Source organism: Microbacterium luteum (genome assembly GCF_015277875.1).
Lineage (GTDB): Bacteria > Actinomycetota > Actinomycetes > Actinomycetales > Microbacteriaceae > Microbacterium > Microbacterium luteum.
This window is the reverse complement of sequence record NZ_CP063814.1, coordinates 3,507,293-3,520,443: the sequence shown is the minus strand read 5'-3', so window position 1 is coordinate 3,520,443 and position 13,151 is coordinate 3,507,293. Positions and strand designations below refer to the sequence as shown.

Annotated in this window: 14 protein-coding genes; 10 read left to right on the top strand and 4 right to left on the bottom strand. The window is 67.5% G+C overall.

Annotated features, from left to right (window positions below; genetic code table 11):
- The first annotated feature begins 201 nt into the window (after nt 1-201).
- From rpmH to IM777_RS17030, 10 genes are all read left to right on the top strand, one after another.
- Entirely contained in the window at nt 202-339 is a 138-nt protein-coding gene (rpmH, locus tag IM777_RS17075; protein ID WP_071044216.1) for a 50S ribosomal protein L34, read from the top strand.
- Nucleotides 278-682, top strand: a complete 405-nt coding sequence (gene rnpA / locus IM777_RS17070; protein WP_390466724.1) for a ribonuclease P protein component — start codon at nt 278-280, stop codon at nt 680-682. The genes rpmH and rnpA overlap by 62 nt, the downstream gene beginning before the upstream one ends.
- Nucleotides 679-1,035, top strand: coding sequence for a membrane protein insertion efficiency factor YidD (gene yidD / locus IM777_RS17065; protein ID WP_194384127.1), 357 nt, complete (start codon nt 679-681; stop codon nt 1,033-1,035). The genes rnpA and yidD overlap by 4 nt, the downstream gene beginning before the upstream one ends.
- Before the next feature lie 8 nt (nt 1,036-1,043).
- Entirely contained in the window at nt 1,044-2,153 is a 1,110-nt protein-coding gene (gene yidC, locus IM777_RS17060) for a membrane protein insertase YidC (protein ID WP_194384126.1), read from the top strand.
- Between the two features lie 23 nt (nt 2,154-2,176).
- Complete coding sequence (locus tag IM777_RS17055) at nt 2,177-2,692, top strand: Jag family protein (RefSeq protein WP_194384125.1); 516 nt, start codon at nt 2,177-2,179, stop codon at nt 2,690-2,692.
- A gap of 26 nt (nt 2,693-2,718) precedes the next feature.
- On the top strand, nt 2,719-3,345 hold the full coding sequence (rsmG, locus tag IM777_RS17050; protein WP_194384124.1) for a 16S rRNA (guanine(527)-N(7))-methyltransferase RsmG: 627 nt from the start codon (nt 2,719-2,721) through the stop codon (nt 3,343-3,345).
- 502 nt (nt 3,346-3,847) lie between these two features.
- Entirely contained in the window at nt 3,848-4,171 is a 324-nt protein-coding gene (locus tag IM777_RS17045) for a GIY-YIG nuclease family protein (protein ID WP_194384123.1), read from the top strand.
- Between the two features lie 1,129 nt (nt 4,172-5,300).
- Nucleotides 5,301-6,239, top strand: a complete 939-nt coding sequence (locus tag IM777_RS17040; RefSeq protein ID WP_071044211.1) for a ParA family protein — start codon at nt 5,301-5,303, stop codon at nt 6,237-6,239.
- The gene (locus IM777_RS17035) at nt 6,239-7,225 is read left to right on the top strand and encodes a ParB/RepB/Spo0J family partition protein (protein ID WP_194384122.1); all 987 of its coding nucleotides are present in this window, start codon (nt 6,239-6,241) and stop codon (nt 7,223-7,225) included. Before IM777_RS17040 ends, IM777_RS17035 begins: the two co-directional genes overlap by 1 nt.
- A 66-nt stretch (nt 7,226-7,291) precedes the next feature.
- Complete coding sequence (locus IM777_RS17030; RefSeq protein ID WP_071044209.1) at nt 7,292-7,633, top strand: tryptophan synthase subunit alpha; 342 nt, start codon at nt 7,292-7,294, stop codon at nt 7,631-7,633.
- An 86-nt stretch (nt 7,634-7,719) separates the two neighbouring features.
- Here IM777_RS17030 and trxA read toward each other — a convergent pair whose 3' ends face one another.
- The 4 genes from trxA to IM777_RS17010 form a co-directional block, all read right to left on the bottom strand.
- A complete protein-coding gene (gene trxA, locus IM777_RS17025) occupies nt 7,720-8,043 on the bottom strand; it encodes a thioredoxin (RefSeq protein WP_194384121.1) in 324 nt (107 codons plus the stop codon).
- Between the two features lie 37 nt (nt 8,044-8,080).
- On the bottom strand, nt 8,081-9,109 hold the full coding sequence (trxB, locus tag IM777_RS17020) for a thioredoxin-disulfide reductase (RefSeq protein WP_194384120.1): 1,029 nt from the start codon (nt 9,107-9,109) through the stop codon (nt 8,081-8,083).
- 100 nt (nt 9,110-9,209) lie between these two features.
- On the bottom strand, nt 9,210-10,829 hold the full coding sequence (gene murJ, locus IM777_RS17015; RefSeq protein WP_194384119.1) for a murein biosynthesis integral membrane protein MurJ: 1,620 nt from the start codon (nt 10,827-10,829) through the stop codon (nt 9,210-9,212).
- A complete protein-coding gene (locus IM777_RS17010; protein ID WP_083336456.1) occupies nt 10,826-13,057 on the bottom strand; it encodes a DUF6049 family protein in 2,232 nt (743 codons plus the stop codon). The genes murJ and IM777_RS17010 overlap by 4 nt, the downstream gene beginning before the upstream one ends.
- Nucleotides 13,058-13,151 lie beyond the last annotated feature (94 nt).

The window sequence follows — 13,151 nt, the reverse complement described above, 5'->3', positions numbered from 1 at the left end:
CAAACTCCACTGTAGTTCCGGGCCGCGTGTCCTGACCAGCGGCTTCCCAGCCTTTGTGGATAATGTCGCTTTCGCGCGCGCAGGTTTGAGTCCTGAACGCTGTCGACGTATCCTTACTCAGTTGACTTATGCCCTCGCGGCAGTACTGATACCCCGTCCCCGGAAGAGCGTCCCGAGGACACCCCATCCGGAAGAGATCTCATGAGCAAGCGCACTTTCCAGCCCAACAACCGTCGTCGTGCCAAGAAGCACGGCTTCCGCGCCCGCATGCGCACCCGTGCCGGCCGTGCCATCCTCTCGGCTCGTCGCGCCAAGGGCCGCGACGCCCTCTCGGCCTGATCACACGGTGCTCGCGAGGCAGAACCGACTGACCCGCGGAGCGGAATACAAGGCCGTCGTCCGCCGGGGTGCGCGGTGCGCCGGGGCGAATTCCATCACCTACGTGGTCCAGTCGGGAGACGACAGGGCTGCGCGTTTCGGTTTCATCGTGAGCAAGCAGGTCGGTTCAGCCGTCGTCCGAAACACCGTGCGGCGACGGCTGAAGGCTGTCTGCGCGGGGGCGCTGACCGATGTCCGGCCCGGTGCTGACGTGGTCATCCGTGCGCTCCCGGGCTCGGCGAAGGCCGACTTCGCACAACTGCGTGACGAGGTCGCACGGTGCCTGGCGAGGCGGGCGGCATGAGTGTTCTGCCCTCGTATGCCGTCGGTGCCGGCCGTTGGACCGCATCCGATTCACTTCGTGCGATACCGCTTCTGCCCCGGAACGCCGCTCTGGCGTTGCTTCACGGCTACCGGGCGACCATCTCGCACACGTACGGTGACGTGTGCAAGTACTACCCCTCATGCACCGCCTACTCGGTGGCCGCGGTACAGCAGTACGGCGCCGTGGTGGGAAGTGCGATGACCGCCGCGCGCCTCGCGCGGTGCCACCCCTGGGCGAAGGGCGGCGTCGACGACGTGCCGCTTCGTGAGGACTTCCGTCACGACATCACCCCGCAGGGTTTCGTCGTTCCTGGCTCCACCGGAAAGGACTGATCCCGCGCATGGATCTTCTGAGCTTCGCTTCGTCGGCGACCGAGACATCGGGCGGCGGTGGTTTCGATCTGATCGGCACCATCCTCTGGCCCCTGAAGTGGCTGGTCGAGCTCGTGCTCGTCGCCTGGCACTGGCTGTTCACCGCGATGGGCCTGCCGGCAGCCGAGGGTCTCACGTGGGTGCTCTCGATCGTCGGTCTCGTGATCGTCGTGCGCTCGGCGATGATTCCGCTGTTCGTGCGGCAGATCAAGAGCCAGCGGAAGATGATGGAAATCGCCCCTGAACTGCGAAAAGTTCAGGAGAAGTACAAGGGAAAGCGCGATCAGCTCTCGCGGGAGGCGATGAGCCGGGAGACGATGGCGCTGTACAAGAAGCACGGCACCACTCCGGTGTCGAGCTGTCTGCCGCTCCTGGTGCAGATGCCGGTGTTCTTCGCGCTGTTCAGCGTGCTGAACGACGTCACACGGCACGCACAGGCCGGCATCGGCGGTGTGGGCCTGCTCAATGCGGAGCTGACACAGGAGTTCTACGACGCGAAGCTCTTCGGCGTCGCATCGCTCCACGAGACCCTGATCGACGCCATCAACTCGGGCAACACCACGGCGATCATCATCCTGGTGACCCTCGTGGTGCTCATGATCGCCTCGCAGTTCTTCACACAGCTCCAGATCATCTCGAAGAACCTCTCCCCCGAAGCCAAGACCGGCCAGGCGTACCAGATGCAGAAGATCATGCTGTACGTGCTGCCGTTCGCGTTCGTCTTCTCGGGCGTGTTCTTCCCGCTCGGTGTCGTCATCTACTGGTTCGTGTCGAACCTGTGGACGATGGGGCAGCAGTTCCTCGTCATCCGAGAGATGCCCACCCCCGGGTCGGACGCGGCGAAGGCCCGCGAGGAGCGGCTGGCCCGCAAGGGCAAGGCCATCGACTCCTCCGGCAAGGTGGTGTCGATGGAGAAGTACCAGGCGGAGCAGCAGCGTCTCGTCGAGGAGGCCGAGCGGGCCAAGGCCGCACAGCCCAAGCGGCAGCAGCCGGTCGGCAAGCAGCGGGCGAAGAAGCAGGCGCAGAAGCAGTCCGGACCGTCGGGCGGCAACGGCCCATCGGGTAACGCGAAGTCCTGATCACGGAACGACCCAGAGGAATGATGAGCAGCAACTCCGACACCGCCACCACGTCCGCTCCGGACCGCTCCCCCGCGACGGTCGAGCAGCTCGAGCAGGAGGGTGACGTCGCCGCAGACTTCATCGAGGAGCTCCTCGACATCGCCGACATCGACGGCGACCTCGGACTCGACGTACGGGCCGGGCGAGCATACGTCTCTGTCGAGGCTGAGGAAGAGGATGCCGTGCGCGTTCTGTCTGCGCCGGACACGGTGCAGGCTCTTCAGGAGCTGACGCGCATCGCGGTACAGAACAAGACAGGTCGGTTCTCCCGTCTCATCCTCGACATCGGCGGCTCCCGCGACGCGCGCCAGACGCAGCTGGAGCAGCTCGTGGATCGCGCTGTCGAGCGCCTGGATGAAGGTGCCTCACAGGCGTCCCTTCCCTCGATGTCCAGCTACGAGCGCAAGCTGGTGCACGACATCGTCGCGGAGCGCGGGCTGGTCTCGGAGTCGTACGGTGAGGGAGCGGACCGTCATACGGTCATCCGTCGCCACTGACGGTCGCCGTTTCACGTGAAACATCCATGACCGAACTGGAACCCGAACCGTCGGCTGCCGAGCCCTTGTTCGGCGATCGCATCGGCGCCGCCCGCGCCTTCACTGCCGCACTCGCTGTCCACGGCGAGGAGCGAGGGCTCATCGGACCGCTGGAACTGCCGCGCCTGTGGACGCGTCACATCCTGAACAGCGTGGTCGCCGCACCGCTGTTCTCCGGTCGCGTGGGAGACGTGGGCTCCGGGGCAGGCCTGCCCGGAGTTGTACTGGCGATCGCCCGCCCTGACGTGAAATGGGTGCTGATCGAGCCCATGGAGCGTCGCGTCGCGTGGCTGAACGAGCAGGTGGCAGCGCTGGGCCTCGACAACGTCGAGGTCGTTCGTGGTCGTGCGGAGGAGTGGGCGGATGGTCCGGTGCTCGACCAGGTGACGGCCCGCGCCGTGAGCGCCTTCCGTACACTGATCCCTCTCACCGCTCCCCTCGTCCGTGACGGTGGCGAGTTGATTCTGCTCAAGGGCGCGAACGCGTCGAACGAGATTGCGGCGGCTGAGAAGCAGATTCGTCGCTTCAAGCTGCGCGATGTGCGCGTGGAGACGGTGGGCGAGGGTGTCATCTCCGAACCGACGCGTGTGCTTCGCGCCACGGTCTCCCGCTGACACTCCGCGCCCGCCGATCGAGTAGCGCGCGCCGCGCGCGTATCGAGATCCCGGCCCCACCGGGTGCCGGTGTCGATACGCCGGCTCCACCGCCTACTCGACCACCGCACCGGAATCATCCCGCCGATCGAGTAGCGCACGAAGTGCGCGTACCGAGATCCCGCACAACCGGGTGCCGGTCTCGATACGCCGGCTCCACCGCCTACTCGACCACCATGATGCACCACCCGCCGATCGAGTAGCGCACGGAGTGCGCGTATCGAGATCTCGCCCCACCGGGTGCCGGTGTCGATACGCCGGCTCCACCGGCTACTCGACCACCGCACCGGAATCATCCCGCCGATCGAGTAGCGCACGAAGTGCGCGTACCGAGATCCCGCACAACCGCCGTGCCGAGGCCGTCCTCGTTGTCCGTCCCTCCCCGACGGCTTCATTGCGCACTTTCTCAACGGATGCGTGCATGGTCATCCCATCCCACCCCCGGCAGCGTCACGCTGGTGGTATGCCATACATGTACATCCTCGAATGCGCGGATCGCTCCTTCTACGTAGGGAGTACCCGTGACCTCGACCTGCGAGTCGCTCAGCACAACTTCGGGGAAGGCGCGGAGTACACATTCCACCGTCGCCCGGTGCGGTTGGTGTACTTCGAGGAATACGAACGGATGGATGATGCCTTCCTCCGCGAGAAGCAGGTGCAGGGCTGGGGTCGCGCGAAGCGCATCGCCCTGATCACCGGCCACGTGTCAGCGCTTTCTGCGCTGAGCAAGAAGAGTCGGTTCGCGGGTCGAGATGCCGCTGGCGAACAAGAGGTGGCTGGCGCGTGAGCGTTTCACGTGAAACGGATGCTCCGGATCCCGGTACGCGCTGCGCGCTACTCGACCGGCCGGGGGTGGTGCATCCCGGTGGTCGAGCATGCGGCGGAGCCGCCGTATCGAGACCCTCGGGGTTCGGGATCTCGATACGCGCACTGCGTGCGCCACTCGATCGGCGGGTGGCTCCTCCCGGTGGTCGAGTAGGTGGCGGAGCCGCCGTATCGAGACCCTCGCGATGTGGGATCTCGATACGCGCACTAGGTGCGCTACTCGATCACCGGGAAGGCGTTCCCAAAGGGCGTTTCACGTGAAACTAAACCTTGATGGGATGAAGGATCTCGGTACGCGCTGCGCGCTACTCGATCGGCGGGTGGCTCCCTCCGGCGGTCGAGTAGGTGGCGGAGCCGCCGTATCGAGACCCTCGGGGTTCGGGATCTCGGTACGCGCACTGCGTGCGCCACTCGATCACCGGGAAGGCGTTCCCAAACGGTGTTTCACGTGAAACTAAACCTTGATGGGATGAAGGATCTCGGTACGCGCTGCGCGCTACTCGATCGGCGGGTGGCTCCTCCCGGTGGTCGAGTAGGTGGCGGAGCCGCCGTATCGAGACCGGCGCGGTGGGAGGCACGATCTCGATAGGCGCACTCGCGTGCGCTACTCGATCGGCGGGAAGGCGTTCCCAAAGGGCGTTTCACGTGAAACGAGCCCGTGACGGCGGCTCGGATCTCGGTACGCGCTGCGCGCTACTCGATCGGCGGGTGGCTCCTCCCGGTGGTCGAGTAGGTGGCGGAGCCGCCGTATCGAGACCCTCGGGATTCGGGATCGGTACGCGCACTGCGTGCGCTACTCGATCGGCGGGAAGGTGTTCCCCGCTGGGCCGTTTCACGTGAAACGAGCCCGTGACGGCGGCTTGGATCTCGGTACGCGCTGCGCGCTACTCGATCGGCGGCGTGGCGCTTTCCGGTGGTCGAGTAGGCGGCGGATCCGCCGTATCGAGACCGGCGCGGTGGGAGGCACGATCTCGATAGGCGCACTCGCGTGCGCTACTCGATCGGCGGGAAGGGAGGTGGGCGGGTGGAGTCGGGGGTGCGGGTTAGAGTGGAGTGATGCTCGAACGAACGCGAAAGAGAGAGCGTTTCACGTGAAACAGCCCGATGAATCGGCCGCGGAATCCCCTTTCTCGTTCGACGACACTCCTCTCGCGCGCGAACTAGCTGATCTGTCCGCGCGCCGCCGCACTCTCGCGAGCGTCGACATCTCCCTGAGTGGCAACACCCGTGTGATCACGGTGTCGAACCAGAAGGGCGGGGTGGGCAAGACCACCAGCACCGTGAACCTGGCGGCGGCTCTCGCATCTATGGGGGCTCGCGTGCTCGTCATCGACCTCGACCCGCAGGGAAACGCGTCGACAGCTCTCGGCGTTCCCCATGACTCCGACACGCCGAGCGTCTACGACGTGCTCATCGACGACTTCCCCATCGCCGATATCGTGCAGAACAGCCCGGAGTCACCGAACCTCTTCTGCGCCCCCAGCACCATCCATCTCGCGGGCGCCGAGATCGAACTCGTCTCGCAGGTCGCGCGAGAGCATCGTCTCAAGACGGCGCTGGACACGTATCTGGCCGAACTCACCGAGCGACTCGACTTCGTCATCATCGACTGCCCACCGTCGCTCGGTCTGCTCACCATCAACGCCTTCACCGCTGCGCAGGAGCTCCTCATCCCGATCCAGTGCGAGTACTACGCACTCGAGGGTCTCAGCCAGCTGCTCGGCACGGTGCGGATGATCCAGAAGCACCTCAACACGGCGCTGTACCTCTCGACGATCATGCTGACGATGTACGACGGCCGCACACGCCTCGCGCAGCAGGTGGCGGAGGAAGTGCGGGAACACTTTCCCCGCGAGGTCCTGCGGACGATGATCCCGCGCTCGGTGCGCGTCTCGGAGGCGCCGAGCTTCGGCCAGACCGTCATCGCTTACGATGGACAGTCGGCCGGCGCCGTCGCCTACCGCGAAGCCGCGGTCGAGATCATCGGGCGAGACAAAGACAGTTCGGTATCGATCGAAGGGACACCCTGATGCCCAAGCGCACGGGACTCGGACGAGGCATCGGGGCTCTCATCCCCACCATCGAGGCGACGGAGGATCGCCCCTCCGACGTGTTCTTCCCCAAGTCGGCGACAGAGGATGACGCCCCCGCCTCGAGCACGGCCGACGTGGTCGACACAGCGGACGAATCTCACGAACTCGTGGCGGTGCCGGGTGCGCGGCTCGCACACGTGGATCCGCACGCAGTCGTGCCGAATCCGCGCCAGCCCCGCACCCACTTCGATCAGGACGACCTCGACGAACTGATCCACAGCGTTCGGGAATTCGGCGTCCTGCAGCCGGTCGTCGTCCGTGACACCGGGGGCGGAAGCTACGAGCTCATCATGGGTGAGCGCCGCACCCGAGCGGCCCGGGCCGCGGGACTCACCTCGATTCCTGCGATCATCCGGGAGACCGCCGACGAGCACCTGTTGCGGGATGCGCTCCTGGAGAACCTGCACCGGTCGGAGCTCAATCCCCTGGAAGAAGCCTCCGCCTATCAGCAGCTCCTCGACGACTTCGGCATCACCCAGGAGGAGCTCGCCACACGGATCGGTCGTTCCCGTCCGCAGATCAGCAACACGATCCGCCTGCTGAAGCTCCCCGTGCCGGTGCAGCAGCGCGTCGCCGCGGGGGTGCTCAGCGCCGGACATGCTCGCGCGATCCTCTCGCTCGACTCCCCCGAGTCCATGCAGAGGCTCTCCGACAAGATCGTGAACGAAGACCTCTCCGTGCGTGCCGCGGAGGCTGCGGCGAAGACCACGGACGCGACTGCCACCAAGAGCGTCAAGCCGCAGGCCGGTGCCCGCAAGGCCTACCTCGACGAGGTGGCCGAGCGACTGGGTGACCGCCTCAACACGCGCGTCAAAGTCAGCCTTGGTATGCGAAAAGGCCAGATCAGCATCGATTTCGCCAGCATCCAGGACCTGAACCGCATTCTCGATGACCTCGGCGAGAGCGGATACGGCGCGAACTAGAAGCCGATCTGTCCACAGGATGGCACGCACGATGCCCGTGTCGGACGCGCGGCGTACCCTGGATGGGTGACCCACGACGAGAGCACCCCGCGGCGAGCCAGTCTCGAACTGCTGCGCGCGGAGGCAGCGGACGAGTTGTCCGTGCTCGTCGATGAGCGTCTGCACGGCGGCGAAGACCCGTGGGACTTCATGGAAGACCTCCCGACCGTCGACGAACTCGTCGTGCTCACCTTGCGCGCGGAGAACATCGCCGCGAACGGCGGCGTCCGCCCCTCCCAGGCCCGGCACTACCGGGTGCTGCGGCAGATCGCTCTGGACTACCCGCCGCTGACCAAGGCGGTGTGGCGTCTGCTCGGCGAGGAGAAGCACCGACGGTGGGATGCCTCCGCCCACGCCGACGCATCCTGACGACCTTCCCGACCGACAACCCGGAACAGAACGAGACCCCGCCGGCCCGGAGGCCAGCGGGGTCTCGGCGTCTCACGACGCGCAGGTCACCTGAGGAACTCTGCGAGATCCTGCTCGAGAGCGAACTTGGGCTTCGCGCCGATGATGGTCGACTTGACCTCGCCGCCCTGGAAGACCTTCATCGCGGGGATGGACGTGATCTGGTACTTCATCGCGAGGTCGGGGTTCTCGTCGACATTCAGCTTCAGCACGGTGATCTTGTCGGAGTTCTCCGACTGGATCTCGTCGAGCACGGGCGAGACCATGCGACACGGGCCGCACCACTCAGCCCAGAAGTCCACGAGCACGGGGCCGTCGGCCTGCAGGACATCCTGCTCAAAGGTCGCCGACGTGGTCGCCTTGGCGGTCATTTCCACTCTCCTTCTCAGAATTCTTGCGTCTATCGGGTCAACGTGCGACGGCGGGGGAATGTTCCGCGGCCGCGAGGGGCTCCTCGTCATCCGCGCCCGGGCGGTCTTCGATCGGGTCGGCCGTGGCGTCGGGCGCGCCGGCTTCACCGAGCGATGCGAGGTAGTGCTCCACGTCGAGGGCGGCGACCGTTCCGCTGCCGGCCGCGGTGACGGCCTGGCGATAGGTGGGGTCGACGACATCACCGGCGGCGAAGATCCCGGGGACCGACGTGCGAGAGGAGCGACCGTCGACCCAGACGGTGCCAGCCTCGGTGAGGTCGAGCTTGCCGTGCACGAGGTGGGTGCGGGGGTCGTAGCCGATTGCGACGAACAGGCCCTGGAGCGCGAGCTCGCGGCGGCTGCCGTCGACGGTGTCCTCGAGCACGACGCCGGTGACGGCATCCTCGCCCAGCACGTCGACAACCTCGGCGTTCCACACGAACTCGATCTTGTCGTTCCTGAAGGCTCGCTCCTGCATGATCTTGGATGCGCGAAGCTCGTCGCGACGGTGGATGACGTAGACCTTCGACGCGAACTTCGTCAGGAACGTCGCCTCTTCGATTGCCGAGTCACCGCCTCCCACGACCGCGATCTCGCGCTCGCGGAAGAAGAACCCGTCGCACGTCGCGCAGTACGAGACGCCGCGCCCGGAGAGACGCTGCTCACCCTCGATGCCGATCTTGCGCGGGGCGGAGCCGGTCGCGAAGACGATCGAGTCTGCCTCGAAGGACTTTCCGCTGCCGAGCGTGACCTTCTTGCTGCGCCCGGCGACATCGAGGTCGACGACGTCGTCGTACAGCACCTCGGCGCCGAACTTCTCCGCCTGCTCCTGCATCTTCGCCATGAGCTCAGGACCCTGGATGCCTTCCGGGAACCCGGGGAAGTTCTCGACCTCGGTGGTGTTCATGAGCTCGCCACCGGCTTCGACCGAACTGGCGACGACGAGGGGTTCGAGGTTCGCACGCGCGGCATAGATCGCCGCCGTGTAACCCGCGGGACCCGAGCCGATGATGATGACCTGACGCACTGCGCCTCCTTCGTTGTTCTGCCAGCCGTGACAACACATGGTAACGGCCTGGAATTCCCCGCAGGTGAACGGCCCCGCGCCGGACGGGCAGCCGGTCGCGTCAGCGGCCGCCGGGGAGGAATCGCCGCACGAGGCCGAAGGCGCCGTGCAGCTCCGGGGCGCGCAGCACGGCGAGCATCCCCACATAGACGACGAGCACGCCGAGGCCGATGATCCCGGTGCCGACGGCGGCGAGGAGCGGGTTCGACGTCGTCCACCCGACGGGGCCTCCGAGAAGCAGATACACCCCCCACCCCGCGGCCGCCGCCGGGAGCGCGGCGAGAACGAATCGGCCGAGCGAGAGCATCCACTCCCCGACTCGCAGACCACCGAGCCGGCGCTGCAGCAGCCAGGTCGCGAGGATCACCTGCACCACGGAGGCGAGCGACTGCGTGAGGGCGACCGAGGACGCCAGCTGGGGGAGCGCGATCACGTCGGCGTCGACGAGGGCCCCCGAGACGAGCGCTCCCGTGACGACCAGGGCAACCTGCGCGAGGGTGAAAAGGAATGGCGTGCGGGTGTCGTCGTAGGCGTAGAACGTCCGCTGGATCACGAACAGCACGGCCAGCGGCACCAGGCACACGAGGAAGGCCAGAAGCACGGGCGCTGCCTGCAGGGCGCCGGCGGCGTCGGTGGTGAAGATGCGGCTCGCGGGCACCGCCGCGACGGCGAGGGCGGCGGTGGCGAGCACCACGAACAGCCCGAGGGTGCGGATGCTGCTGACGATGTCGTCGCGCACCTCGACATCGCGTCCGGCGGAGGCGTGCTCGCTGAGCCGCGTGTAGTAGGGCGTTCCGATCGACAGGACGATGATCGAATACGGCAGCATGAACAGCAGCCACGCGTTCTGGAAGGCGAAGACCGACGGACCGTCGCTCGAGGCCTCGGACAGCACCCGGGTCTGCACGAGTCCCGCGACCTGTCCGGCGAGCATCATGAGGAAGGTCCACCCGGCGAGGCGGCCGATCTGCGCGAGACCGACGCCCTTCCACCGGAAATCCGGCCGGACCCGCAGCCGGGCGGAGCGCCAGAACACCAGCAGAAGCGCCGCCTGCACCACGATGCCGGTCGTCGCCGTACCGGCCAGCAGTGCGATCATGTCGGGCGTCCAGCCGGCGACCTGTGTGACCGGACCGGAGAACAGAGCGATGAAGGCCAGGAAGCCGGCGATCGAGACGATGTTGTTGACGATCGGGGCCCACGTGAACGGACCGTAGACGCGTCTTGCGTTCAGCGTCTCGCCGACCAGCGCGTAGAGACCGTAGAAGAAGATCTGCGGCAGGCACCAATACGCGAAGGCGGTGGCCAATGCGGTCTGAGCCGGGGTGTAATCCGGCGCGTACAGCTGAACCAGCCACGGTGCGGCGGCGGTGGCGAGGGCCGTGGTGACCAGCAGGCCGACCGTGCCGAGCGTGAACAGCTTCGATACGAAGGCGCTGCCGCCGTCTGTGTGGGCTGCCGCCTTCACGATCTGCGGCACCACGACGGCGCTCAGCAGGCCCGCCGAGATGATCGCGTAGATGTTGTTGGGGAGCTGATTGGCGACGGCGAAGGCGTCGGCCGCAGCACTCGGCACCGAGCCGACGGCGGCGACCAGCACGACCGTGCGCAGGAGGCCGGTCAGTCGCGAGACCACGGTGCCCGCACCGATGAGCACGCTCGCGCGGCCGATGCCGCTCATCGATCGTCCTGCGGTGTCGCGGATGCCGCGTCTTCGGCGTCGTCCTCGTCAGCCTCGAGCGCCTCGCCCTCGCCGTCGCCGTCGGTCGCGGCGCGCCGGCGGTGGCGGATCGTCCGCACGAGGCCGATCACGAGGAGACCCCCGACGAGGAACGCCAGCACCGTGATGCCGATGCCCTCCCATTCGGCACGCACGTAGACCTCGGCGCGTTCGGTGGACCCGATCTGCACCCCCGCGGGACTGCGCAGATCGAGGGTGACATCGACCTCACCGTTGCCGATGCGCGCCTGCACGGGCACCTCGATGCGGGTGTTCGACGCGGGACTGGCCACCACGGTGACGGCGTCTTCCACGTCGAGGCGCAGATCCTCGGGCTGGGAGTAGAGGGTGAGGTTCACCGGGTACGGGAGGTCGTTGCGCACCCAGACGGGCAGTGTCGACGACGAGCCGAGCAGCTGGACGGTGCTCGGCGGGAGCAGCCCGACGGAATCGATCGTCTCGATCGTGCCCTGCCGCTGCGCCGAGACGACGGCGGGCCACGACTCGTCGCCGCGCCAGGCGGTGCCGAGCACCTGGAGGATCTCGTCACGGTTCGGTCCGGTCAGCAGCTCCGGGTCGTCGAGCACCGTGGCGAAGCGAGCGAGAGCGTCTTCGTCCGCGTGCATGTCCGCCGCGGCATATGCCCGATCTTCGTCGGGCACACCGGCGACGAGCTGCACCGGCGCCGGGTCGTGGGCGACCAGTCCGGCGAACGGGGATGCCGCGGTCGACGGCGCCTGCGTGGCGGCGAGAACCGCGGCGCGCAGGGCGAGACGAGAGCGCTCCGTCGACGCGCGGTCCACGGTGACCAGGAGCGGATCCTCCCCGGCGTCTTCGGCGGCGAAGTGCAGGTAGGCGCTCGCGGCGGCCAGCGGCGCCGCTCGGAGGGTGGTGTCGCTCTCGACCGAGGCGGCATTCAGCTCGCGGGAGATGTCGGTGTCGTACACCAGCAGCTGCGTGTCGGTGGCGGATGCGCGGGCCGGCACGGTCGCACCGGTGCCCGTCACGAGCGCGGACTCGGTCAGGATGAGCGCCGACGCGTCGTCGTCTCCGTTCGCCTCAGCCAGCGCATCCGCCACGAGGGAACCGCCGGTGCCGGTTGCGGGCCAGTACACGCGCTCGTGCGAGGCATCCACTGACAGGAGCTCCTCGAGCGAGGGGATCCCGAGGGTCTCCGGGTCGGTGTCGGTGTCGTCGGACGAGGACTCGGTCGGCGTCGGGGTGGCCGCCTCCGACGGCTCGACGGTCTGCTGCTCGACCGGTGCGGTGAAGTCCTCGTCGCGCATGAGAGCGGTGAGAGCGCCGGGTTCGAGGAGTGTCTCGAACCCGGCTTCCATCTGTGCCGCGACGTCGGCGTCGCCGTACTGCAGGGCGAACCGTGCGTTCGGGAGAGCGTCGAGCTCGGTGAGCCACGCGACGGCGGACTCGGGGGCGGAGGTTCCGAGGAGCCGGATCGACGCGAGGATCGCCGGATCGATCGCGAGCACGACCGGGGTGCCGGCCACCGCATCCAGCTGTGATGACAGCGACCCGCCTTCCGCGGTGAGCTCCTCGAGCTGCGCGGCCGTCAGCACCGGCGTGTCGATCGCCGGAGCGGTGATCGGGACCACGACGGTCAACGGGGTCACATCGCCGTCGTCGGGCACGGTCACCGCGCTTCGCACCTCGACCGAGTCGTCGCCCCGTGTGAAGGTCGCGGCGAGCGGGTACACACCCGGTTCGCGGTCGGCGAGAGCATCGTCGTCGGCGTCGATGGTCAGGCGCGCCGTCTGCTCCGCGCCGGAGAGGGTGGCGCCGAACGACGTCGTGCCGATCTCATCGGTCTGCGCCGACGAGTCCCCCGCGAGCCACGACGACAGTGAGGTGCGGCTGGCGAGGGCGTCGTCGGAGAGGCCGAGGGACACGTCGACGCCCTCGGCGGCTTCGAGCGTGCCGTTGTTCACGACGAACGACACCGTGAGGGAATCGCCCTCATCGACGATCCCGTTCCCCGCCGGTGCCATCGCGTAGGTGACCTCGCCGCTGAGCACCGGTGCGTCGGTCGCGTCGGGGTCGGGGTCGACGGGTGCCGCCCACGCGGTCGCCGGTGCGAGTGCGACGGCGCCCGCGAGCGCGGCTGCGGCCGCTGCGCGCAGGGTGCCGCGCCACGGGCGGTGAACGGCGCGCGAGAAGGAAGAGGTGTCGGTCATGGGGAACTCCCGTGCGACGCATGACCGCACGATCGGTGCGATTCTACGGTTCGCCCCTGCAGAGACCTGGGAGCCGAGCCGTGTGACGCCGCCC

What these genes read in the sequence shown, in the direction of transcription:
- IM777_RS17045 (WP_194384123.1), top strand. Translation starts at nt 3,848, where the DNA reads ATGCCATACATGTACATCCTCGAATGCGCGGATCGCTCCTTCTACGTA.
- yidD (WP_194384127.1), top strand. Translation starts at nt 679, where the DNA reads ATGAGTGTTCTGCCCTCGTATGCCGTCGGTGCCGGCCGTTGGACCGCA.
- rsmG (WP_194384124.1), top strand. Translation starts at nt 2,719, where the DNA reads ATGACCGAACTGGAACCCGAACCGTCGGCTGCCGAGCCCTTGTTCGGC.
- trxA (WP_194384121.1), bottom strand. Translation starts at nt 8,043, where the DNA reads ATGACCGCCAAGGCGACCACGTCGGCGACCTTTGAGCAGGATGTCCTG.
- yidC (WP_194384126.1), top strand. Translation starts at nt 1,044, where the DNA reads ATGGATCTTCTGAGCTTCGCTTCGTCGGCGACCGAGACATCGGGCGGC.
- rpmH (WP_071044216.1), top strand. Translation starts at nt 202, where the DNA reads ATGAGCAAGCGCACTTTCCAGCCCAACAACCGTCGTCGTGCCAAGAAG.
- IM777_RS17035 (WP_194384122.1), top strand. Translation starts at nt 6,239, where the DNA reads ATGCCCAAGCGCACGGGACTCGGACGAGGCATCGGGGCTCTCATCCCC.
- IM777_RS17010 (WP_083336456.1), bottom strand. Translation starts at nt 13,057, where the DNA reads ATGACCGACACCTCTTCCTTCTCGCGCGCCGTTCACCGCCCGTGGCGC.
- murJ (WP_194384119.1), bottom strand. Translation starts at nt 10,829, where the DNA reads ATGAGCGGCATCGGCCGCGCGAGCGTGCTCATCGGTGCGGGCACCGTG.
- IM777_RS17055 (WP_194384125.1), top strand. Translation starts at nt 2,177, where the DNA reads ATGAGCAGCAACTCCGACACCGCCACCACGTCCGCTCCGGACCGCTCC.